Here is a 22,987-nt window from a genome sequence, read left to right as displayed (position 1 = left end):
ACCTTGCCTGGCCGCCTCTTCTCCAAGTATAGTGACGACTCCTGTCCTATCATGGGTATCGTGGTGATGAATAGTAACGGCACACAATTTGAGCAGCTTCTCCGGGAACGGGTTGTCATCATCGACGGCGCGATGGGCACGATGATCCAGGCCTATCAACTGGATGAGGCAGGCTATCGCGGACGGGAATTTGCCGATCATGCGCATGACCTGAAGGGATGCAATGATCTGCTGTGCATTACCAGACCCGACTTGGTTCAACAGATTCATGAACAGTTTCTAGAAGCCGGCGCCGATCTCATCGAGACGAATACGTTCAACTCCACTTCGATCTCGATGGCGGACTATAAGTTAGAAGATCAGGTCTATAACCTTAATCTGGCCGGGGCCACGGTCGCTCGTCAGGCAGTGGACCGCATCACGGCCAAAGATCCATCGCGCCCTCGCTTCGTGGCAGGCGCCATGGGACCCACCAATCGGACGGCGTCACTCTCGCCTGACGTCAATAATCCGGCATTCCGCGCAGTGACGTACGACCAGCTTGTCGAGGCGTATACGGAACAGGCGCGCGGCCTTCTGGATGGAGGCGTCGATGTGCTCCTGGTCGAAACGGTCTTCGATTCGCTGAATTCGAAGGCGGCGCTCTTTGCCATTGACCGGTATTTTGAGCAGATCGGTCGGCGCGTGCCCGTGATGGTGTCGTTCACGATCACGCAGAGGGGGAATAACCGGACGCTGTCCGGGCAGACGGTCGAAGCCTATTGGAATTCCATTTCGCACATGCCTTTGTTGAGTGTCGGCATCAATTGTGCGCTCGGCGCCAGAGAGATGCGGCCGCACATCGAAGAACTGTCAACCATCGCGCCCGTCTATCTCAGTTGTTATCCCAATGCCGGCTTGCCCAACGCCTTCGGGGGATTTGATGAAACCCCCGAGATGATGGCGGCAGACCTTCGTGAATTTGCGGAGAACGGCTGGCTGAACATTGTCGGCGGATGCTGTGGCACGACACCGGCCTATATCAAGGCCATTGCCAATGCGGTGCGCGAGTTCAAGCCGCGGCAGCCGGTTCACCCGACCCCCTATAGCCGCTTGAGCGGCCTGGAACCGTTGACAATCCGACCGGACACGAATTTTCTCAATATCGGCGAACGCACGAATGTGACGGGCTCGCCCAAATTTGCGAAGCTCATCCTGAGCGGGGACTATGAAGGCGCGCTGACGGTCGCGCGACAGCAAGTGGATGGGGGAGCCCAGGTCATCGACATCAACATGGATGAAGGCCTGTTAGATTCAGAAAAGGCCATGGTCACCTTTCTGAACCTCATTGCCTCCGAGCCCGATATCGCCCGGGTCCCGGTCATGATCGATAGTTCGAAATGGTCGGTCATCGAAGCGGGCCTCAAATGCGTGCAGGGCAAGCCCATCGTGAATTCCATCAGTTTGAAGGAAGGCGAGCAGGCCTTTCGTGAGCACGCACGCTTAGTGCGGCGATATGGCGCCGCCATGGTCGTGATGGCATTCGATGAACAAGGGCAAGCGGATACACTCGAGCGCAAAATTCAAATTTGCCAGCGGGCGTATCGCATTTTGACGGAAGAGGCCGGGTGCCCGCCGCAGGACATTATCTTCGATCCCAACATTCTGACAGTTGCGACCGGCATCGAAGAGCACAACAACTATGCCGTGAACTTCATCGAGGCGACGCGCTGGATCAAGGCGAACCTTCCGCTCTGTAAGGTCAGTGGGGGCGTCAGCAACATTTCATTCTCCTTCCGCGGCAACAATCTCGTCCGGGAGGCGATGCACTCGGCGTTTCTGTATCATGCCATCAAGGCCGGATTGGATATGGGAATCGTCAATGCCGGGCAGCTCGCCGTCTATGAAGAAATTCCGAAAGACCTGCTCGAGCTGGTTGAAGATGTCCTCCTGAATCGACGTCCTGATGCGACGGAGCGACTGGTCACCTTTGCCGATACCGTCAAGCAGAAAGAAAAGACGGTGGAAGAGCAAGACACCTGGCGTGCGGGCACGGTCGAGGAACGGCTCTCGCACGCTCTCGTCAAGGGCATCGTCGACTTTATCGAGTCGGATGTCGAAGAGGCGCGCCAGAAATATCCGAAGCCGCTCGAAGTGATCGAAGGTCCGTTGATGGCTGGAATGGAAATCGTCGGCGATCTCTTCGGCGCCGGCAAAATGTTTTTACCCCAAGTCGTCAAGAGTGCCCGCGTGATGAAAAAGGCGGTCGCCTATCTGCTACCGTTCATGGAAGCGGAGAAGCTGGCATCGGGCAACCATCAGGCACAGGGCAAAATCCTCTTGGCAACCGTGAAGGGCGATGTCCACGACATCGGTAAGAATATCGTGGGCGTTGTGCTGGGGTGCAATAATTACCAAGTGATCGATCTCGGGGTCATGGTCCCGTGCAACAAGATTTTAACCGTCGCGCGTGAGGAGAAGGTCGACATCATCGGCTTGAGCGGGCTGATCACGCCATCGCTTGATGAGATGGTCCATGTCGCAAAGGAAATGACGCGTGAGGGGGTTCAGGTGCCGCTGTTGATCGGCGGGGCGACGACCAGCAAAGCGCACACGGCCGTGAAGATTGCGCCCGCGTATCGCCATGGCGTCGTGCACGTCTTGGATGCTTCACGGGCAGTGGGCGTCGTCGGCAGCCTGATCAGCCCGGAACAGAAGGCGGCGTTTGTCGAAAAAACGAATTCGGAGCAAGAACAGGCGCGGAAGGCCCATGCCGATCGTGGACCGAAATCCCTCCTGTCCTTCGAGCAGGCGCAAGCGAACCGGATCCCGATTAAATGGCGCGCTGAGGACATTCCCACACCGGCCTTTACAGGGCTTCGTGTCCTGCAGTCGGTTCCGCTCGATCGCCTCCTGCCCTTCATCGACTGGACGCCCTTCTTCCATACGTGGGAGTTGCGCGGCCGCTATCCGGGGATCTTTGACGATGCCACCGTCGGTGCCAAGGCGAAGGAATTGTTTGATGATGCACAGCGTCTGTTGAAAGAGATTGTGGACAAAAAATTACTGACTGCGCGGGGCGTGTATGGCTTTTATCCGGCCAATAGCGTGGGCGATGATATCGAGCTGTATGCAGATGAATCTCGTGCACAGGTGTTGACGACCTTCCACACGTTGCGTCAGCAGGGGGAAAAGCCGGATGGTCAATATAACCTCGCTCTGGCGGATTATGTGGCGCCGCAATCGACCGGCTTGAGAGATTATCTCGGCGCATTCGCCGTGACGGCGGGAATCGGCGTTGAGGCGCTTTGCGCCCGGTTTGAAAAGGACCATGACGACTATAATTCGATCATGGCCAAAGCCCTTGCCGATCGTCTGGCGGAGGCCTTTGCGGAGTGGCTACATAAACAGGTGCGCGATGAGTGGGGGTACGGCAAGGACGAGCAATTCAGCAGTGAAGATCTGATCCGCGAACGCTATCGCGGGATTCGTCCCGCTCCCGGCTATCCGGCATGTCCGGATCATACCGAAAAGCGATTGCTGTTCGATTTACTGCGGGCTGAAGAGAACACCGGAATTTCTTTGACCGAAACCTATGCCATGCTGCCTGCGAGCTCGGTCAGCGGCCTCTATTTCGCACATCCCGAGTCGCGATATTTCGCCGTCGGCAAAATCGGGCGGGATCAAGTGTTGGACTATCATCGCCGAAAGCAAATGGACCTTGGCGTAGTGGAACGGTGGTTATCGCCGAATTTGAACTATGACCCGGATGAGGTGGGCGGTGCCGAGATCAATGCCGGCCGTTCGACAGGAACACCAGGATGTTCGTGCGGGCAATTGCACGGTTAGGTTTAGTAGGATGAAAAAGGCGCATTCTCATCCTCACTAGGCAGGGCGCGCCCTTCTCCACCTTTGTCTCGCTTTGCTCACAGCCTCAACGTACTGCAAAGGGTGCGCTTCCTCTCATCACTTTCTGCAGCCCGTGTCTTGAGAGGGCGCGTCCCGGCGCCCCTTCGGCCGGGGGTGTCGTAGGTGCCAATACTTTCCATTGCCGTTGAGTCCTGGTAGGAAAGGACGGCCGGTTTTAGAGATTGCTAGAGGTGACGCTCGCAGGGATTGGAAGGTCGGTATCGAGGGATTCTGCAGCACTTCGCACGATCGCCGCTTTCAATGCATCCACCACCCAGCGGTAGCGCTCTTCAGCCCAGTCATTGAATGCCGCGGCATCCGGGAAAATCAGATCCCATGCTTTGACGGCATCAAGTAACAACAAGTGGTGCGGCTGGTTATCGCCTGGGAAGTACACGATCAGGACGGCCGAATTGCCGATGAGGCTGATGTCGGTGAAGACATGGATCATGGAAGACGCCGGCATCTCTACCGATCGTGTGGCGGCTTCGACGATAGGGCTATAGACGCGGTGCAGGAATTGCCAGATTGCTTCATACGGAGCTTTGGATTCATGGAGGCGAGGATTGGGCGATTCCCCAAACAGATTGTTCGTAAAATATTCCGCCGCTTCCCACGATGGCATGGCGCCATTGGACATCGATGCTTCCGCAATATAGGCAAGCCAATTGCGACTCACGACAGACGTTGTCATCGCACTCCTCCGCTGGTTTTCATCAGCACCGGACACAGTCGTACCGGCTGATGTTTGTAGTGTTTGGGGTTATGGGAACCGAACGGTGCCTTGCAGGACCACCTGAGGACTCACCGGCGTGTTCAACGCTCAACTGTATCCGCTTCGGGCGGCATTGTCAACGGGCACTCACCATCGGCATATTGGCTTCTGATCGCGAGAACCTCGTCCATCCCTTCCAGGAAGGTGTCGAGTAAGTCAGGATCGAAGTCCTTCCCGCGCCGCTTGTGCATGATGTCGATCGCTTGCTCAAAGGGGAAGGCGGGTTTGTAGACACGCTTGCTGGTGAGAGCGTCGAAAGTATCGGCAATGGCGGCGATGCGGCCTTCTAAGGGGATGGCAGCCGCTTTCAATCCACGTGGATACCCACTGCCGTCGAATTTTTCGTGATGGGTCCAGGCAATGGTGGCCGCGAGCGTCAACAATTCCGCGCCGGATCCCGAGAGAATGCGATAGCCGATTTCTGGATGGAGCGCGATCGCCTTGAATTCTTCAGGCGTAAATTTGCCTGGTTTGAGCAGGATGTTGTCGGGAGTGCCGATTTTGCCGATATCATGCATAGGACTGGCGATGCGGATGAGTTCACAGCGTTCCGGTTCCAAGCCATAGCGGCGGGCCAGAAGAGCGCAATACTGGCTCATGCGTTGGATATGTTGTGCCGTGGCACCATCCCGATATTCGGCGGCAATCGCCAGCCGTTGAATGGTTTCTTCGCGCGATAATCGGAGTTCTTTTTCCGCGCGCTCCAGACTGTCGACGGCATGCCGTAATGCGGACGTACGCTCCAATACGGTCAATTCCAGCCGCTCCCGATGCGCACGATTTTCAATCTCCAGTTTGCGGCGCCGAAGGGCGTTCGCAACGTTAATGAGAATCTCATTGGACTCGAACGGTTTGAGAATGTAGCCGTACGCACCGATCTCCAACGCCGCAGCGGCCAGCTCCGGATTGTCGAGCCCGGTGACCATCACAGCCGCGGTGTGGGGGAAGGCAGTCAGTACATGTTTGACGAGCTCGAGGCCGGATTCCCCCGGCATATTGACGTCGCACAGGATGAGGGCAAACTCTTTTTCGCCTAATCGCAGACGAGCTTCCTTGGCGTTCGATGCCAATGTGCACAGATAGCCGTACTGTTCGAGGAGACGACCCAGCATGCGCTGGATCGGCACCTCATCATCAACGATGAGAATCTGTTCCATGCAACCTAAGGAGTCTGGGCGTAAGACCAGTAAGCATCCGTGAATGTGACTGTTCTGTCAAATCAAACAAGCACGTGCTGCTACAAATTCATCTCGTATGGACTTCAATGATCGAAGTAACTGGAGTGGGCTTGTCATGTCTTTATCGGTTGGTTCCATGCGAATCTTGACTTCGAATGGCTTATACATCTCTGTACACCGCAGGCAAGAACAACCGTGCAAGCCTGGTCCTGTCTAGGAACTCAAATACACAGAGGCTTCATACAAAATCACCGGTTGTAATGAGAAATCTGTATCATTATTCTTCCATCAATGCCATACGTTTTCCTCTATGAGGACTGGTTCGTGGGCCTGATGGGTGTGTTGATCGTCAGCCTCCTCATTCTTCGTTATATGATCGCACGGAAACGAAACTAAGGGCAGATCCGTTACTCCCTAGGCCCTTGCAGCCCCCGCTCGAATTGATCTTTTATTGACCCTTCTTTATAATTCAACGTTCTCTTCTTAAGCTCCAACGTTTGTCATCACTGAGGAAACATTCATGAATGCAGCGAACAAGCTAGCCCGCGGTGATGGGCGGCGGCGAGATCAAACTCGTCCTGTCAAAATTACCAGAGATTTCATTCAACATGCGGAAGGCTCCGTACTCATTGAAATGGGTGGAACGAAGGTGATCTGTACGGCATCAGTGGAAGAAAAGGTTCCGCCATTTCTAAGAGACAAGGGCCGTGGCTGGGTCACGGCCGAATATGCGATGCTTCCCAGGGCCACCCATGAGCGCACATCTCGGGAAGCCGTCAAGGGAAAGCAGGGCGGTCGAACTCTCGAGATTCAACGGTTGGTGGGCCGGGCGTTGCGGGCGGTCGTCGATACGAAAGAAATGGGCGAACGAACCATATGGATCGATTGTGATGTGATCCAGGCGGACGGGGGGACTCGAACGGCGTCGATCACAGGGTCGTTTGTCGCCTTAGCCGATGCCTTCACGGTCTTGAAGCGGAAGAATCTCATCAAGAAGCGCCCGTTGAGTGATTACCTCGCCGCCATTAGTGTCGGGAAAGTCGGTGGGGAAGCGATGGTCGACTTGGCGTACGCTGAAGATTCTTTGGCTGACGTCGATATGAACCTGGTGATGACCGGTCGTGGCCGATTTGTCGAAGTACAAGGCACCGCAGAGCAGGTTTCTTTCGATAAGAAGGATTTGGATGAATTTTTGGATCTCGGCTGGAAGGCCATTCAGGAATTAGTGTCTCTTCAGAAAGAAATGATCGGCACTTTGGAATAATCAAAAAGGCCGCTGTTGATCAATCAAATCATCCTTGCCACCCACAACCCGGATAAACGGCTCGAAATAGCCGCTCTGTTGAGCGATCTCGGCATTACAGTCAGGAGTTTGGCGGAATTCCCGCAGGCTCCTGTCGTCGATGAAGACGGGACGACATGTGAAGCGAATGCCATCAAGAAGGCTAAGGTGATTGCAGATTATACTGGTCTCATGGCTGTGGCCGATGACACAGGTCTTGAAGTCGACGCATTAGGCGGCCGTCCGGGAGTGCACGCTGCGCGGTACGCGGGTGCACACGTCAGCTATGAGGACAATTGGAGGAAATTACTGCTTGAACTCGACGGCGTTCCGCTGAAAGGGCGCGGCGCCCGGTTTCTCACTGTGGTGGCGATCGCAAGTCCATTGAAACAACATGTTGACACGGTGGAAGGCGTGCTGAACGGCCTGATTGCGGAACGTCCAGCCGGCACCGGGGGGTTCGGGTACGATCCTGTCTTTTTGGTTCCAGAGTTGGGAAAGACGTTGGCCGAACTGACGCCGACGGAAAAGAATCGTATCAGTCATCGCGCACAAGCGTTTGCAAAAGCTAAGGCCGTTTTGCAGCAGTTAGATAAATCAGTTCAAGCCGAGGCATAACGCCGCCCTGCCGCCCCTCTTGTAGAATCTCCGCTCCTTTTTCAGCCTGCAGCGTCATTGCTCATTCCTCTCATGTTGCGCTTCTCGCCCGATTGCATATGAGGTTGTTTCGAGGTGTCCTGCCTCGGAGGCTGATGGGGCTTCGAGATCAGGGTCCGCTTGCGTCTTGCGTCAAGTCGTTTGATCTGTGCTTCGCGTTGTAACGCCTCTCTCTTGGTAGAACACCGTTCCGTATAGAAAACGGAAAAAGGGCCACGCCCTCTGGTGTATTTTGCGCCGTTCCGACTCGCATGGGCCTCCAGACGGCGCCGGAGATCTGTCGTGACGCCCGTATAGAGCGTCCCGTCTGCGCACTCGATGATGTAGACTGTCCAGCTCAACGGACTATCTCGCAAGCTGAGTCTCTTCGTCAGGCGTCGACGAGAATCTTGAAACCGCCGTAGACCATGCGTTTGGAGTCGAAGGGTATCGACTTCGTATCCATCGAATCCGCCAGGCGCGGGTCCTTCATCACTTTCGCGTTCACACGATCGCGATGCGCGCGAGACTTGAACACGACCCACGCAAACACGACTGTTTCGTGCGGCTTAAGCTTGAACTGGCGCGGAAACGGCACACCCCATTGAGCGTTGAGGTCGTCACCGGCGCACTCACGGTACTCGAGCGCGCCGTGCTCCCGCCAGATTTTTCCCGCCTTCCGGGCCATGCGGCGGTAGCTCTGTAGATTTTTCTTTGGAACCGGTAACACGTAGCCATCAACGTAGCGCATGTGAACTGTCCTTACGTTGCTGCCGTTGCGTTAATTACCATGTCGATCCACCTCGCCAACACGTCCAGCATTTCAATTCTCACATCCGCATCCTTCTGTCCAGTGCGGGTCGGCACGTGAAAGGAATGGTCGGCGTCCGGAAAGAGCTTCAATGTCGCGCGCCGTCCGAGCTGTTTGATGAGTGGCTGCAGAAGTTGCTGGTCCGCGAGCTGGTCGCGCGTGCCTTGCATGAAGAGCATTGGGATCTTCACATCGAAGAGGTGTTTGCCACGCTCGTTCGACGGTCGCCCGGCCGGATGGAGTGGGAATCCAAGGAAGGCGATGCCCTGGACTCCCGGCAATGGGGATGCCGCCTGTGCTTGGGATGTCATGCGACCGCCGAACGATTTGCCGCCCGCAATGAGGGCAAGATCCGGCGCCAGACGGGACACTTCGGCAACGGCCGCCCGGACGGTAGCATGGGCGAGTGCCGGCGCATCCGGTCGTTTCGAGCCACGCTCCATGTAAGGAAATTGATAGCGCAGGGTGGCGACGCCGCGATCCGCAAGGCCCTTTGCGATAGAAGCCATGAATGGATGCGCCATCCCTGCGCCGGCCCCGTGTGCGAGCACATAGCAGGCGCTCGCCTCGACAGGGGCCAGCAGCAGACCGGAGACGCGCTGCGCATCGTCCACGCGTATCGTCACAGGCTGTAGACTGCCGGACGTCATGCTGCGGCAGCTTGTTCGCAGTTGACCATCCAAGGCGTGCCGAACCGATCGACCAGCATGCCAAAACGGACGGCCCAGAAGGTCTCCTGAAGGGGCATCTGGACTGTTCCGTTTTCGGCCAAAGCATGGAATATACGTTCTGCTTCTGCTTGGTCCTTGGTGTTGAGCGACACAGAGAAGCCCTGCGGTTTTTCGTAGCGCTGGGGTGGCGTGTCGGAGCCCATCAATACCTGACCTCCGACCGTCAGGCGAGCGTGAAGGATTTTTTTGCGCCATTCAGCGGGCACTTGATCCGCCATGGCTGTACCCTCATGGGTCAACATAGCTTCGATTTTGCCACCGAGACACTGCTCATAGAACTTAAATGCTGCCTCGCATTGGCCGTTGAAAGTGAGATAAGGATTGAGTTGCATGATGCCCTCCATTGGATAATCCATAACATGAGATATTCGTTGTAAACCTGGATTCCACTGGCACAGGGCCGCCGGGACTAGTTCTTCTTGGCCGCCTGCGCACGCAGGCGCTCCTCTTGTTCCCTGAGTTCTGGCGTGAACTCTGCCCCGAAGTCTTCAGCCTCGAACACTTGGCGGATCTCGATCTCGGACTCCACGCCGGGGAAGGGATTCGGACAGCGCTTGACCCATTCGATCGCCTCTTCCTTTGACTTCACCTGCCACAGCCAGAAGCCGGCGATCAGTTCCTTCGTCTCGGCGAAGGGCCCGTGGACCACAGTCCGTTTGTCTCCAGAGAATCTGACCCGCGCCCCCTTTGAACTTGGCTGAAGCCCTTCGCCGGCAAGCAACAAGCCGGCTTTCACCAGCTCTTCATTGTACTTTCCCATCTCGGTCAGGAGCTTCTCGTCCGGAAGCACGCCGGCCTCTGAGTTGTTCGTGGCTTTAACTAAAATCATGAAACGCATCGGAATACCTCCATGTGGATGTAAACGTGCCTGATCTTGGCCTGTGGACAGCACCCAAGGGGGCGCACATCACAGTGCCTGCAACACATGGTGGATATTGTGAGGCTGATAGTCAATGAGGTTCGGAATTCGTCTGCGGGTAATCGAAACCTACGCGATTTTACCCTCGCGCCCCCACTTCGTCTTTGAGCGCGTCTTCCAGTTTGCACTTGAAACAATGTGCCCTTCCGCAATAGGTATAATGGGGAGCAGCCGCAATCTATTCGCTACCACGATGAGAGTGGGGCGTGCCGATTCGCGGAGACCAATGCCATTTTGAGATGCTACTGTTGGAAGGCGCTCAGGCCGGGCTGACATGGGAAACGATTCTGCTCCGCGGAGACGGCTATCGGTAGGCGTTCGCGGGATTCGATCCTGTGAAAGTGGTACGGTTCACCGCTAGGATGAAAGCTGCCCTGTTAAACAATACCGGTATCTTTCGCAATCGCTTAAAGATTGACGCGGCCGTCACCATGCCCAGAGCTTCTTCGCCGTGCAAGAGGAATACGGATCGTTCGATCGCTAGGTATGGCGGTTTGTCAACGATCATCCAAAGGTGAATCGATGGAATACTCGGTCCCAAGTGTCTGCGACAACCGCTGATAGTGAGGCACTTTCCAAAGATCTCAAGCGCCGGGGGGCGCTTCGTCGGTAGCACTACTATCTACGCGTACATGCAGGCAATCGGCCTTGTAGATGACCATACCATCGATTGTTTTGTACGGAGCAGGCAATAAGGGAATGGCCCCGTCCGACGCCGTCTGCCATCGATGGTCAGCGGGCTGACAGCGTTGCAGGCGGAAAGCGGACTCATTCGTGCATGCATTAAGGTAAACGTATTGGACCACAATGTCGAGCACGCTATGAAAGGAGTCTACAGATGCTTCAATGGATGGTGCCGATCGTCTTTGTAGTTGCGGTGTCTGTAAGTGACGCAGCGGATTTTCGACTCACCAGTCCGTCAGTGAGAGAACATACAACCATTGCCAATGAACAAGTGTTTAACGGCTTTGGTTGCAGTGGGGGGAACGTCTCTCCCGAATTGCAGTGGGACAATGCTCCGAAAGGAACCAAAAGTTTTGCCGTGACGGTCCACGATCCGGATGCGCCGACCGGCAGCGGGTGGTGGCACTGGGTCATTTTCAATATTCCTGCGACGGTGCACACGCTGCCTTCGAATGCCGGCACACCGGACGGCAACGCGGCGATTGAAGGTGCCATTCAAAGCATGACGGACTTTGGCCGGCCTGGGTACGGCGGCCCATGTCCGCCGGCCGGGGACAAACCGCATCGATACATTTTTACGGTCTATGCGCTTAAAGTAGATCAGCTGCCACTCAAGAAAGACGCCTCCGGTGCAATGGTAGGCTTTTATCTGAATCAAAATGCGCTGGCGAAGGCATCATTGACGGCACTGTATGGGCGGTAGGCAACAGTTATATCTGGCATAGGAGCCAACCCATTGTGAAAGTCATGGTCATCGGTGCAACAGGGACGATCGGGCGAGCTGTTGTTGAGAGACTGTCGCCACGGCATGAGGTGATCACAGTGGGGCACAAGTACGGCGAGTATCGGGTCGATATCAGTTCGTCCGATTCGATCAAGAAACTGTACGAGGCGGTCGGAACTGTTGATGCAGTCGTGTCGGCTGCCGGCGTGGCGAAATTCGCACCGCTCAATCAACTGATGGACGAGGACTTTCTACTGAGCATCAACAATAAACTCATGGGGCAGGTCAATCTTGTCCGTATCGGGTCCCGATATGTGGGAGACAATGGATCGTTTACCCTGACGAGTGGTGTGCTCGGGCGAGAGCCCATGAAGGGGAGCGCTGCCATCAGTTTAGTCAATGCCGGCATCGACGGGTTCGTCCGCGCCGCGGCCCTCGAACTGCCGCGTGGCCTACGGGTCAATGCCGTCAGTCCCGTCTGGGTGAAGGAAACGCTGGAGGCCCTAGGGATGGACCCGACCAACGGCATGCCTGCCAGGCAGGTCGCCTTGACCTATTTAGGAAGCGTGGAGGGGACATGGAACGGGGAAGTATTCGAGACGAGATCCTTCGAACAATAAACGGCTAGGCATCCTCTTGTTCTCAAGTTGTGGGGCTAAGCTCTAGCGCAGTGCGATATCGCCACAGCATGATGAGACTTTCCGATAGAACAGAAGTGTTGATGAAAGTTTCTTGATTAGCGAGTCTGGTAGATGGATACTTCATGCCTGGGCTTGACGATGCGTGGATCCACTAAGGACAAGCGTGGCCTACTTGGAGGAACATGAGACCACGATAGTCTATGGCGTTATGCGATTGGAAGCGACAACGATAATGATTCTTTCCCTTGTCGTGGGCTGCGCTCATGAAGAGCTCTCACAGCAATCTCGACCCGTGCAATCTTCACAGAGACGTGAAAGCATAGTAGGCAAAACGAAGGAAGCTATAGTGTCCTGTGCGGGTCAGCCCGTGAAGGAAGTTGCGACGAAGGAAGGCCTCGTCATGCAGTACTATATGGAAGCCCCTATGTTTGAAGAATCCGCTGTGTTCTTAAAAGGGAGTCAACCGGGCATCCATCATGGTTGCTGGGCGAATTTGCTTGTCGATCAGGATCGCATCGTAGGGGCGGAATACAAGGCTGTTCCTGAGTCCTTCGAAGACGTGAATTTGTGCGATAGGCTCTTTGAATCGTGCGCTCCTTAAGCCACCCAGACAATGTTACGAGCTTGTTAAAAGTAACTTGCTGCCTAAGTGATGGATTGACTTCATGATTAGCTTGCTGTAAAGACTCCATGCCATTCATATATCGAGGCACTCTAATCGCCCACTGCCAATAGAAAAGAAAGCAGATGGATCCTGACCCAAGGAAAGAAATCTTCCATCATCCGGAACAGCTTGCCGCTTTCCGACCAAGCCTGAACGCCTTTCCGCTCCGCTCAACACCTTCCTAAGCGGGGATACCGAATGGTGCCTTTTGCCTGAGTCGAATGGTAGGCAGAAAGGCGCATCGTTATGACAGGTATTCTCACGGGAATCCGCGCCCTGTCATGTCCCATCCGACTGTCGAAGACCAGGTCCATTAAGTGCATTGCCATTCTCATCATGGGAATGCCACTGTGGCTCACTTCCCCGGCAGCGGCGCTCGAAAAGTACGGACGGCCGTTGCCATCCATGGAGTCGTCTGGGGAACCCGAGCGCGAGGCTGAGGAAACGCTGTTCGGCGGATACTTTCTGACCGCGGCATTCGTCAGGAACCCCACGTTTGCGGCCCGTCCCGATAATACCGGCCTCGTCGGGTTGCGGCACATGCTTCATCTTGAGACGGATCTATATAAGCAATATCTGACCTTCTACACCGACCAGAACTTCTTTTCGGACCGAACGAAAGGCTGGATTGAGCTCAGCGAGTGGGACGGAACGTACGCCCTTACCGGCCTTGTCAATCGGTTTAGTTGGCGTGTTCAGTATGAGCGAGATGCGCCTCTCGACAAGAGCGGTACGAAGCAGATCTACGCTGATGTGCTGGGGACTGTTCGTTTCGAGGCCGATGATGATTCGGCGTGGTGGCGACGTCATTTGCCGCACCAAAATCTAACCGCGTATGCCGGAGCCGGCTGGCTCTTTCACAATAGCAATTACTTTGCGAGACCCGATAACACCGGCAGAGCCCTCTTTCGGTACGTTGCACACGCTGACCTGGACCTGTATCAAAATCGCGTAGTCCTTTACGGCGACATGAACTTCTTTACGGACCGCGAAGCGGGCAATCAAGCCAATCCGACGGAACTCGATTGGATCGTCGGCTTGGCGGTTCGCTGGAGGGATCTTGAATTCAGTGTGTATCGTGAACAGGACCGGCCGCTCGATCGTTCAGGCCTTGTCCAGGAATACTGGGCGCTTCAAGTCCGCTATGCCTTTGATGTTCCTAAGCGTTTCTGGAAGACAGGCCGCTAAGGCGCGGGTGCACACATTGTTTGGACGTAAGGACAGACGCATCGTTGGCCTGTCCCTCACCATCAAAGAAGTCTTGAAAGAGTTCTTAGGCATCCGAGATCTGATCACTCTCAGGGAGCTGGTCAAGAAATGGTCCGACGCGAATCTTGACGGACTTGCAATAGGCTCGGTCTTTAAAGGCAATTGGGTTTCTGCGCTTTGATGTGATCAGCATGGACCCCCTGGCCTACCCCCCACAGAATTACTCACCGCTTCGCCCATTTTGCTGTGTAGTACCGTTTGTAGTATAAGGTTCGCGTCAAGTAGGAATCTTTCGCGAGCCTTCTTAACGAGTCGGCCGACCACCATGCCAATCTACGGATGATACTCGGCTTTGTCATTCTCTACTTGGTCCTCTCCGTCTCAATCGGGCTGTACGCCTCTACCCGGGTCCACAACACAAAGGACTTTGCCGTCGCCGGCCGGAGTTTGCCTTTGCCGATCGTCACCGCGACGGTGTTCGCTACCTGGTTTGGTGCGGAGACCGTCTTTGGGATTTCTGCAACCTTCGTGAAGGACGGGTTGCGCGGCGTTGTGGCGGATCCGTTCGGCTCCAGTTTGTGTTTGATCCTCGCCGGGCTCTTCTTCGCGCGACGTCTCTACCGCCTAAATCTCTTGACGATTGGCGATTATTACCGACTGCGCTACAACCGCACGGTGGAGGTCTTGTGTACGCTCTGCATCGTGGCTTCATACCTCGGGTGGGTGGCCGCGCAAATCAAGGCCTTAGGTTTAGTGTTGCATATGGTTTCGAATGAAGCCGTCACCCAGACGCTCGGCATGGTGATTGGTGCCGCGATCGTGCTCACGTACACGACGTTCGGGGGTATGTTCGCTGTGGCAATCCTGGATTTCGTCCAGATCACCGTCATCATGGGTGGCATGCTGTACATCGCGTCGGTTGTCAGCGGGCTCGCGGGTGGCGTAGGGGCGGTCATTAGCCATGCGGCGGAGGCGGGAAAGCTTGTGTTCTTTCCGCAATCCAGCCTTAGCGCCTGGATTCCCTTTATTGGGGCATGGATGACGATGATGCTCGGCTCGATCCCTCAGCAGGATGTATTTCAGCGGATCACCTCGGCGAAAGATGAGCAGACCGCAGTGCGCGGATCGGTGCTCGGTGGGTCGCTTTATTTTTTCTTCGCGTTCGTGCCGATGTTCCTGGCGTATTCAGCGACGCTGGTCGACCCAGCCATGTTCGGCGCATTGTTAAATAAGGACCCACAACTCGTCCTTCCGACGCTGATCTTGCAGCACACCCCGGTCGTTGCGCAGATCATCTTTTTCGGCGCCGTGCTCTCCGCGATCATGAGTTGCTCGAGCGCGACGCTACTCGCTCCCTCCGTAGCCTTCAGCGAGAACATCATCAAGGGCATAGCGCCGCAGATGAGTGACCGCGCCTTCTTGCGCACCATGCGCACGGTCTTAGTGTGCTTTGCCGCCGTCGTATTGGGATTCGCCCTTAATTCCGAGGCAAGTATTTTCAGGATGGTGGAAAACGCCTATAAGGTCACTCTTGTCGCGGCATTCATTCCTCTGTGCGCGGGATTGTATTGGAAGCAGGCGAACACGCAAGGCGCGCTCTTTGCTATTGCCGCCGGGCTCACGACATGGATCTCCCTTGAACTGTTCGTTCCTCAGCACACCGTCTGGCCGCCGCAACTCGTTGGCTTTATCACGGCCGTCATCGGCATGTTGATCGGCTCGCTGCTACCTCACTGGGTGGGTCATCCCTCGCCTTATTCCCTCGGGGCGGATACCGGTAGGAGCCCCGCCATCGTTCACGCCCCACAGCAGCACGGCACGGGCCAAGGGCGGCAATAGCCGGCCTGCAGCACATGGTCTAAGGCCCCGAGAAGAGCTGCAGCACGCGCGATCGGTCTGTCATCTATCGCCGCGCTTTCACATCATCAGGTTTAATCGTCCCGACAGACCTCTTGAAGCACCTCTTTACAAATGAAACGAAAGGGCGTCGACCACGCTTCGGCAATTGGCTACCTATGGGTGTCCACGTACGAGTTATCCGCTGCATGGAGGACGGATCAAATCGCATAGGCTCGTCCCGTTTGACTGATGGCTGTGGTGGGATACCCGTTGTTATGATGCCGGAGAGATGGAAGGCCTGTGTATAGTCACAGTAAGCATGATGGGGGATATCGCGAAGGAGGAAACGATGGAGCGACCGCAAATCCGAAAAGAATTATTCGATCTCACGCTGTGCATTGAGACGTTGTTGCATATGATCGACAAGGGCTCACCGCTGAACTCGACGGAGAAAGAGTTTATCGTACGCCTGGCCGACACGCTCCGAGACGGAACGCATGTCAATCGTCACGCCCCTGCTTCCGGTTATGAGAAGCACGCAAACGATTCGATCGGATCGCCTGGGGAGGCAATCAAACTTCCGGCCTAATAATGGTCATTGGTCACCAATAGGAACGAGACATGACGCGCAGGGGAATAGGTGATACCGGAGACATGACGCCGGCGCAGTGCGATAACATATCTGATATCTGCACTCATCGGCACGAAGATGAAATGGTCACGCTGCGGTTGCTTCACTCGGCCTTGAGTCGATATCCGACTCCAAGTTCAGTCAGAAGGTACCGCGGCTGAGCCGGATGCGGCTCGACTTTATTTCGCAACTGGCGCATGTAGACGCGGACATAGTGATGCTCGTCGACATGCAACGGGCCCCACACTTCTTTTAAGAGCTGTCGATGCGTGACGACTTTCCCGGCGTAATGAATGAGTACGGTCAGCAGCTTGTATTCGATTGGCGTCAGATGGGCTTCTTGTTCGTTCACAAACACGCGTCGACGAGCCAAGTCGACTCGCAACCCCCCGACGGAGAAGACGTCATCGGCGGGGTGCTGAGAGAGATGGGCCATGTGGCGTAACGCGGTCCGCATGCGGGCAAGCAACTCCGGGATACCAAAAGGCTTGGTGACATAATCATCCGCGCCTAAATCAAGGGCATCGACTTTCATCTGTTCCTGGTCCCGGGCGGAAATAATCAGAATGGGAATGGTCGTCCATGTCCGGAGTTGTTGGATAACCTCGAGTCCTTCCATGTCGGGAAGACCAAGGTCGAGCAGAATCAGGTCCGGATTTCTTGCGCTCGCTTGCGTCAGTCCGTCATGACCGTTGGTCGACTCGATGAGGCGGTAGCCTTCCACCGGTAAGGAAGTTCGAAGAAACCGGCGGATTTCCGGCTCATCTTCCATGAGTAGGACCAATGGCTGTTGGGAGACGATCTGACCCATGTTTAGTAGGGTGCCGCGGTATTGTGTGCAGGTTGCACGGTGGATGCGGCCTTCACGTCCTGATGGTCATCGAGCGGCAGGGTAAAACGGAAGAGAGCGCCGCCACCAGGTCGATTCTCCACCCAAATTCGTCCGCCATGCGCTTCAATGATGCCCTGACAAATGGTCAGTCCCAGGCCCAGTCCTCCCTCACGCTTCGGCGTCCCACGATAGAATTTCTCAAAGATCCGTTGTTCGTCGCCTGGCTGGATACCGGGTCCGTGATCCGCGATTTCACAGACGATCATCCCGTTGCTGGGCATGATCGCGATTTCAATGGCGCTGTCCGGCGGGCATAGGCCGCAGCGTTATCTATGAGATTGATGAAGACCTGCTCAATTAGAATGGCGTCCATGGGTACCATAGACAGGCTTGCCGGTAAATGGGTGGTGATCCGGTGTTGCTCCAGCCGGCGTTCCAGCCGGTGTAATGCTGAGCCGATGACTTCCTCCATCGGGTGCCGTTCCTTCTTGAGTTGCAGGCCACCCGCTTCAAGACGGGTCATGTCGATGAGGTTCTTGAGCAACCGGTCCAATCGATGGCCTTCTTCGTAAATGGCCCGTGCCAACTGCCGGCGGCCGATGTCGTCATAATGGTCCCCGCCTTTCAGCAAGCTGCTGGCAGCTCCTGTGATGGTCGCGAGCGGGGTGCGCAAGTCATGCGACACCGAACTCAAAATCGCGCTGCGCATCCGTTCGGTGGCCGCTTGCACATGGGCCTGTTGAGTTTCCTCCGTCAGCCGAGCGCGCTCAATGGCGAGTGCGACTTGATTGGCGAACGTTTCGAGCAAATGGATCTGTTCCGGGTTGAGCAAGCGGGATGGGTGTGCCGGTCGAAGGGCCACGACACCGATCGGGCCGCGCGATGCCAAGAGCGGAAGGTACAGTCCGGTGGCGCCGGGCAATGTATCGGTGCCGAGGCCGGCTCGTTCTTTATGGTCGAACACCCATTGAGCAACACCGGCTTCCTTCGGGTTGACTTCGAAAAAAAGCTGTTGGCTCCGCTGCAGCGCCACTCGACCGGAGTCGTCCGGAAGGAACACCGCCACCTGGCTCTCAAACACCGCCTGGAGATGCTGGCAGGCGACATCAGTGAGTTTGTCGACGCCACGATGTGTAGCCAGATCTCGGCTCATCGCGTACAGCACTCCCGTGCGACGTTCGAGGTATCGTGCGGCTTCGGCCTGTTGTTTGGTCTTGGCCGCTAAGCTGCTGATAAGCACGGCAACGGTGAGCATGACCCCAAACGTCCACATATACTCGATGTCGGAGATCGCAAAGGTGAAATAAGGAGGGATAAAAAAGAAATCGAAGGCCGCCACGCTCATGACGGATGCGAAGATCAAGGGTCCGCGGCCCCATTGTGTGGCGGCAATGACCACGCCCAGTAAATACACCATAATAAGATTGGCCACGCTGAAGTACGGAAACATGAACCAACTGACCGCTGTGCAAGCGGTGACCGCTAAGCCGGCGTATCCGTAATTGGACCAGCGACTGGTCCGCTGTAGGACGTGGCCCAATCGGGGGCGGCTCTCGCCGGCTTCTGCGGTGATGACATATACATCGAGGTCCCCGCTCCCTTGGACGAGGTCATTGACGACCGAGCCGAACAGCCATTCTTTCCATCGTGATCGAAGCGGTTTCCCGACGATGATCTTGGTGACATTGCGGCTTCGCGCATAATCCAACAGTTCCTGACTGACGTGTTCGCCGGTGAGTGTGACGGCTTCGGCCCCTAATTGCTCGGCGAGACGCAAGGTCTGGAAGACCGGACTCCGTTCAACCTCGGACAATCCGAGATGGCGTGGTGTTTGAACATATACGGCGATCCATTTGGCGTGGAGGCCGGCCGCCATGCCTCGTGCGGCTCTGACCAGACGCACGCCACGAGGATTCAGATTGACGCAGACCATGATGGTTTCTCCGGCCGGCCACGTCTTCACCACCGCATGATCCCGCCGGTACACTTCCATCTGCTGGTCTACCCGCTCGGCGGTGCGCCGCAGGGCCAATTCCCGCAAGGCAATCAGGTTGCCTTTGCGGAAGAAATTGTCGAGGGCATGCCGGGCCTGCTCCGGCACATAGACTTTCCCCTCCTTGAGACGCTGCAGGAGATCGTCCGGTGGAAGATCGATGAGCTCCACATCGTCCGCGCGCTCGAGCACCGAATCAGGCACGGTTTCTCGCACGCGGATTCCCGTAATCTGGGCGACCACATCGTTGAGGCTTTCTATGTGTTGGACGTTGACGGTCGTATAGACGCTGATACCGGAGGCCAACAACTCTTCCACGTCCTGCCAGCGTTTCGGATGGCGCGAGCCCGGTGCATTGGTATGGGCTAATTCATCGATGAGAATGAGAGTCGGCCTGCGAGCCAAGGCCGCATCGAGATCTAACTCCTCCAGTTGCACGCCCTGATGGTTGACAACACGGGGAGGCAAAGTGACAAGTCCCTGCAGCAAGCTCGCGGTTTCGACTCTGCCGTGCGTCACCACCACACCAGCCACGACGTCCACGCCCTCGTCCTTCTGTTCGTGGGCCGCTTCGAGCATGGCATAGGTTTTCCCGACGCCGGCGGTGGCGCCGAAGAAAATTTTCAATTTCCCGCACGTCGCGCGAGTCTCTTCGTCTTGGACGCGTTTCAGCAACGCATCGGGATCAGGTCGGCGTGGATCCATATCAATACACCATCCGTTAGGAATTATAGACCGTTTGCCGGATAAAAGAAGTTAGCGGAGCGTAGCGGCTTCGTGTCTCTCTTTGGAGGAATGCGCGCACACGAGCATAGGTTGGATCACCAGCATAGTTACGGACGATGTTCCAGAGCATGAAGGGCCAGATTGAGTGCCAGAACATTGACGCGCGGCTCTCCGAGAAAACCCCATTGGCGGTCTTCCGTCTGTTCGAGCATAAGTCGCCGAACAATGTGTTCCTCTATGTCACGCAGTCTTGCGACTCTCTGAACCTGATATTCGGCGGCGGCAGGACTGATATGGGGGTCGAGACCGCTTCCGGATGCTGTCACAAGATCGACGGGGACTGGCGCTATGTTGTCGGGATCAGCTGCTTTGAGGGCATCCACGCGTCTTCGCACGGCCTGTATAAGCGCATCATTCGTCGGTCCTAGGTTGGATCCGGGTGAAGCCGCAGCGTTATAGGGAAACGGGGTAGTGGCGGAAGGTCGGCTCCAGAAATACTTGGGATCATCGAATGGCTGTCCGATCAAGGATGATCCGACCACTCGACCGCCATTGATGAGCAAGCTTCCGTTGGCTTGATGTGGAAACAGCAGCTGCGCCATCGCCGTGATCCCGAGTGGATATACGAGTCCCGTAAGGACGGTGAGGAGCAGCAGCATCATAATGGCCGGTTTCACTTGAGCGCGCATAGATCCCTCTTAGGTTAAGCCGAGGACGGTCAGAAGCATGTCAATGAGTTTAATGCCGACAAAGGGCACCAGAATGCCTCCCAGACCGTATATCAACAGGTGTCTCCGCAAAAGCGGACCGGCCCCGATGGGGCGGTACCGGATGCCACGCAGGGCCAGCGGGATCAATGCAACGATGATGAGCGCGTTGAAAATGACCGCGGAAAGGACGGCGCTTTCGGGCGTGGCCAGATGCATGATGTTGAGCGTCCCGAGTGCCGGATAGGTTGTCGCAAAGGCGGCCGGGATAATCGCAAAATATTTTGCCACGTCATTGGCAATGCTGAAGGTCGTCAGGGCGCCGCGCGTCATGAGCAACTGCTTTCCAATGGCGACGATTTCCATCAGCTTCGTGGGATTCGAATCCAGATCAACAAGGTTGCCGGCCTCTTTGGCGGCTTGTGTGCCGGTGTTCATTGCGACGGCGACGTCGGCTTGCGCAAGTGCCGGTGCATCATTGGTGCCGTCGCCCGTCATGGCCACCAGGCGACCGCCGGCTTGCATCTCACGAATCAATTTAAGTTTGGCCTCGGGTGTGGCTTGAGCTAGGAAATCGTCGACCCCGGCTTCTGCCGCGACCGCCGCTGCCGTCTGTGGATTATCCCCGGTAATCATCACGGTCTTGATCCCCATGCGGCGCAGTTCGACGAAGCGTTCTTTGATGCCACCCTTCACAATATCCTTCAAAGAGATGACCCCTAACACCTGGGCGCCTTCGGCAACCACCAATGGCGTGCCGCCTTGTTTGCCGATCACGTCGACGGCGTGTGCGACCACAGAGGAGAAGGCGCCGCCGAGGTGGGTGACATAGGCCTCTATCGCATCGGCCGCCCCTTTGCGAATCTCACGGCCGTTCAAGTTGACGCCGCTCATCCGAGTTTGGGCAGTAAAGGGAATAAATGTGGCGCCGAGTTCATGGATTTCCCGCGCGCGCAATCCATACTTCTCCTTGGCCAGCACGACGATGCTCCGGCCTTCCGGCGTTTCATCGGAGAGCGAGGACAATTGCGCGGCATCGGCCAACGCGGTCTCTTGCACCCCTTCCGCCGCAATGAAGGCGGTTGCTTGCCGGTTGCCTAATGTGATGGTGCCTGTCTTGTCGAGCAGCAACACGTCCACGTCGCCGGCCGCCTCGACGGCTTTACCCGACATGGCAATAACATTGGCTTGCACCATGCGATCCATCCCGGCGATGCCGATCTCGGACAAGAGTGCGCCGATCGTTGTGGGAATCAAACACACCAGTAAAGCCACGAGCACCGTCATGATGACCGGTGTGCCGTGACCGGCAGCCTGAACACTGTAGAGAGAGAAGGGGAGGAGCGTGACCGTCGCGAGCAAAAAGATGATCGTCATTGCCGCCAGCAAAATATTGAGTGCGATCTCATTCGGAGTTTTTTGCCGAGTGGCGCCTTCGACCATCGCGATCATGCGGTCGAGAAATGTTTCCCCGGTACCGGCCGTGATTCGAATGATCAACCAATCGGACAGGACGCGGGTACCTCCGGTCACCGCGCTGCGGTCACCCGACTCCCGAATGACGGGCGCGCTTTCGCCCGTGATGGCGCTTTCGTTCACCGAGGCGATGCCCTCGATGACCTCGCCGTCGGCAGGAATAAAGTCACCGGCTTCGACGAGGACCACATCGCCTTTCTTCAAGGCATTGGCCTCAACAACCGTGAATACGTCTCCTTTTCGAGTAGCTGATCCCGGCGCCGCTCGATACTCCGTGCCTGATCGAAAGGGGCCGAGTTTTTTGGCGGTGAGCTCACGTCGCGCTTGTCGTAGCGAGTTGGCTTGCGCCTTGCCGCGGCCTTCAGCCATCGCTTCGGCAAAATTGGCGAACAGGACGGTGAACCATAGCCAGAGCGTCACGCTGAGGATAAACCAGGTGGGTGCTTCGCCGCGTCCGAGCCAAGCTTGGAGCAAGAGGCCGGTCGTGACGATGCTTCCGATCCAGAACACGAACATGACCGGGTTTTTTACCTGATGCCGGGGACCGAGTTTGCGGCATGCATCCAGCAGCGCTTGGCGAACGATCACCGGTTCGAAGAGCGATGGTGATTTCTGCCGTGTTGCCTGTACGGCCATTGAGA

The 22,987-nt window shown here is 56.2% G+C and carries 21 protein-coding genes and 1 pseudogene; 10 read left to right on the top strand and 12 right to left on the bottom strand.

Annotation, left to right across the window (positions count from 1 at the left end):
• The first annotated feature begins 51 nt into the window (after nucleotides 1-51).
• Nucleotides 52-3,828: a methionine synthase gene (metH, locus tag ACWHYZ_RS18350; RefSeq protein WP_447984116.1), complete on the top strand. Its 3,777-nt coding sequence runs from the start codon at nucleotides 52-54 to the stop codon at nucleotides 3,826-3,828.
• Nucleotides 3,829-4,063: 235 nt separating this feature from the next.
• On the opposite strand, the gene ACWHYZ_RS18345 is transcribed toward metH, so the two are convergent.
• Nucleotides 4,064-4,582, bottom strand: a complete 519-nt coding sequence (locus ACWHYZ_RS18345) for a hypothetical protein (RefSeq protein WP_447984115.1) — start codon at nucleotides 4,580-4,582, stop codon at nucleotides 4,064-4,066.
• A gap of 122 nt (nucleotides 4,583-4,704) precedes the next feature.
• Nucleotides 4,705-5,820 (bottom strand): HD domain-containing phosphohydrolase, encoded by a 1,116-nt coding sequence (locus tag ACWHYZ_RS18340; protein ID WP_447984114.1) that lies wholly within the window; start codon nucleotides 5,818-5,820, stop codon nucleotides 4,705-4,707.
• A gap of 541 nt (nucleotides 5,821-6,361) precedes the next feature.
• Between ACWHYZ_RS18340 and rph the strand changes: the two genes are divergently transcribed.
• Together rph and rdgB are read left to right on the top strand one after the other, a co-directional pair.
• Nucleotides 6,362-7,105, top strand: coding sequence for a ribonuclease PH (gene rph, locus ACWHYZ_RS18335; protein ID WP_447984113.1), 744 nt, complete (start codon nucleotides 6,362-6,364; stop codon nucleotides 7,103-7,105).
• Between the two features lie 15 nt (nucleotides 7,106-7,120).
• Nucleotides 7,121-7,741 carry an RdgB/HAM1 family non-canonical purine NTP pyrophosphatase gene (gene rdgB / locus ACWHYZ_RS18330; protein ID WP_447984112.1) on the top strand — a complete coding sequence of 207 codons (621 nt, stop codon included), beginning with the start codon at nucleotides 7,121-7,123 and terminating at the stop codon, nucleotides 7,739-7,741.
• 41 nt (nucleotides 7,742-7,782) lie between these two features.
• Here rdgB and ACWHYZ_RS18325 read toward each other — a convergent pair whose 3' ends face one another.
• From ACWHYZ_RS18325 to ACWHYZ_RS18305, 5 genes are all read right to left on the bottom strand, one after another.
• The gene (locus ACWHYZ_RS18325; RefSeq protein ID WP_447987612.1) at nucleotides 7,783-8,121 is read right to left on the bottom strand and encodes a GIY-YIG nuclease family protein; all 339 of its coding nucleotides are present in this window, start codon (nucleotides 8,119-8,121) and stop codon (nucleotides 7,783-7,785) included.
• A 29-nt stretch (nucleotides 8,122-8,150) separates the two neighbouring features.
• Nucleotides 8,151-8,510, bottom strand: a complete 360-nt coding sequence (locus ACWHYZ_RS18320; protein WP_447984111.1) for a DUF1428 domain-containing protein — start codon at nucleotides 8,508-8,510, stop codon at nucleotides 8,151-8,153.
• 11 nt (nucleotides 8,511-8,521) lie between these two features.
• Complete coding sequence (locus tag ACWHYZ_RS18315; RefSeq protein WP_447984110.1) at nucleotides 8,522-9,220, bottom strand: alpha/beta hydrolase family protein; 699 nt, start codon at nucleotides 9,218-9,220, stop codon at nucleotides 8,522-8,524.
• Nucleotides 9,217-9,633: a VOC family protein gene (locus ACWHYZ_RS18310; protein ID WP_447984109.1), complete on the bottom strand. Its 417-nt coding sequence runs from the start codon at nucleotides 9,631-9,633 to the stop codon at nucleotides 9,217-9,219. Before ACWHYZ_RS18310 ends, ACWHYZ_RS18315 begins: the two co-directional genes overlap by 4 nt.
• A gap of 77 nt (nucleotides 9,634-9,710) precedes the next feature.
• Nucleotides 9,711-10,139: a YciI family protein gene (locus tag ACWHYZ_RS18305; RefSeq protein WP_447984108.1), complete on the bottom strand. Its 429-nt coding sequence runs from the start codon at nucleotides 10,137-10,139 to the stop codon at nucleotides 9,711-9,713.
• A 219-nt stretch (nucleotides 10,140-10,358) separates the two neighbouring features.
• Here ACWHYZ_RS18305 and ACWHYZ_RS18300 point away from each other — a divergent pair.
• The 7 genes and pseudogenes from ACWHYZ_RS18300 to ACWHYZ_RS18270 all read left to right on the top strand — a co-directional run bounded on the left by ACWHYZ_RS18300 (nucleotide 10,359) and on the right by ACWHYZ_RS18270 (nucleotide 16,570).
• Nucleotides 10,359-10,915 (top strand): annotated as a pseudogene (locus ACWHYZ_RS18300) (DNA-3-methyladenine glycosylase I).
• A 143-nt stretch (nucleotides 10,916-11,058) separates the two neighbouring features.
• The gene (locus ACWHYZ_RS18295; RefSeq protein WP_447984107.1) at nucleotides 11,059-11,607 is read left to right on the top strand and encodes a YbhB/YbcL family Raf kinase inhibitor-like protein; all 549 of its coding nucleotides are present in this window, start codon (nucleotides 11,059-11,061) and stop codon (nucleotides 11,605-11,607) included.
• A gap of 44 nt (nucleotides 11,608-11,651) precedes the next feature.
• Nucleotides 11,652-12,248 (top strand): short chain dehydrogenase, encoded by a 597-nt coding sequence (locus ACWHYZ_RS18290; RefSeq protein ID WP_447987611.1) that lies wholly within the window; start codon nucleotides 11,652-11,654, stop codon nucleotides 12,246-12,248.
• Between the two features lie 367 nt (nucleotides 12,249-12,615).
• On the top strand, nucleotides 12,616-12,870 hold the full coding sequence (locus ACWHYZ_RS18285; RefSeq protein ID WP_447984106.1) for a hypothetical protein: 255 nt from the start codon (nucleotides 12,616-12,618) through the stop codon (nucleotides 12,868-12,870).
• A gap of 309 nt (nucleotides 12,871-13,179) precedes the next feature.
• Nucleotides 13,180-14,121, top strand: a complete 942-nt coding sequence (locus tag ACWHYZ_RS18280; protein WP_447984105.1) for a hypothetical protein — start codon at nucleotides 13,180-13,182, stop codon at nucleotides 14,119-14,121.
• 360 nt (nucleotides 14,122-14,481) lie between these two features.
• Nucleotides 14,482-15,981, top strand: a complete 1,500-nt coding sequence (locus ACWHYZ_RS18275) for a sodium:solute symporter family protein (protein ID WP_447984104.1) — start codon at nucleotides 14,482-14,484, stop codon at nucleotides 15,979-15,981.
• 349 nt (nucleotides 15,982-16,330) lie between these two features.
• Entirely contained in the window at nucleotides 16,331-16,570 is a 240-nt protein-coding gene (locus ACWHYZ_RS18270; protein WP_447984103.1) for a hypothetical protein, read from the top strand.
• 145 nt (nucleotides 16,571-16,715) lie between these two features.
• On the opposite strand, the gene ACWHYZ_RS18265 is transcribed toward ACWHYZ_RS18270, so the two are convergent.
• From ACWHYZ_RS18265 to kdpB, 5 genes are all read right to left on the bottom strand, one after another.
• Nucleotides 16,716-17,414, bottom strand: coding sequence for a response regulator (locus tag ACWHYZ_RS18265; RefSeq protein WP_447987610.1), 699 nt, complete (start codon nucleotides 17,412-17,414; stop codon nucleotides 16,716-16,718).
• A gap of 11 nt (nucleotides 17,415-17,425) precedes the next feature.
• Nucleotides 17,426-17,725, bottom strand: coding sequence for a sensor histidine kinase (locus ACWHYZ_RS18260; RefSeq protein ID WP_447984102.1), 300 nt, complete (start codon nucleotides 17,723-17,725; stop codon nucleotides 17,426-17,428).
• The gene (locus tag ACWHYZ_RS18255) at nucleotides 17,707-20,142 is read right to left on the bottom strand and encodes a DUF4118 domain-containing protein (protein ID WP_447984101.1); all 2,436 of its coding nucleotides are present in this window, start codon (nucleotides 20,140-20,142) and stop codon (nucleotides 17,707-17,709) included. The genes ACWHYZ_RS18260 and ACWHYZ_RS18255 overlap by 19 nt, the downstream gene beginning before the upstream one ends.
• Nucleotides 20,143-20,270: 128 nt before the next feature.
• Entirely contained in the window at nucleotides 20,271-20,852 is a 582-nt protein-coding gene (gene kdpC / locus ACWHYZ_RS18250; RefSeq protein WP_447984100.1) for a potassium-transporting ATPase subunit KdpC, read from the bottom strand.
• 9 nt (nucleotides 20,853-20,861) lie between these two features.
• Nucleotides 20,862-22,982, bottom strand: a complete 2,121-nt coding sequence (kdpB, locus tag ACWHYZ_RS18245; RefSeq protein WP_447984099.1) for a potassium-transporting ATPase subunit KdpB — start codon at nucleotides 22,980-22,982, stop codon at nucleotides 20,862-20,864.
• Between the last annotated feature and the right edge of the window lie 5 nt (nucleotides 22,983-22,987).

The organism is Nitrospira sp. Nam74, assembly GCF_965152615.1.
This window is presented reverse-complemented; position numbering and strand designations above follow the sequence as displayed.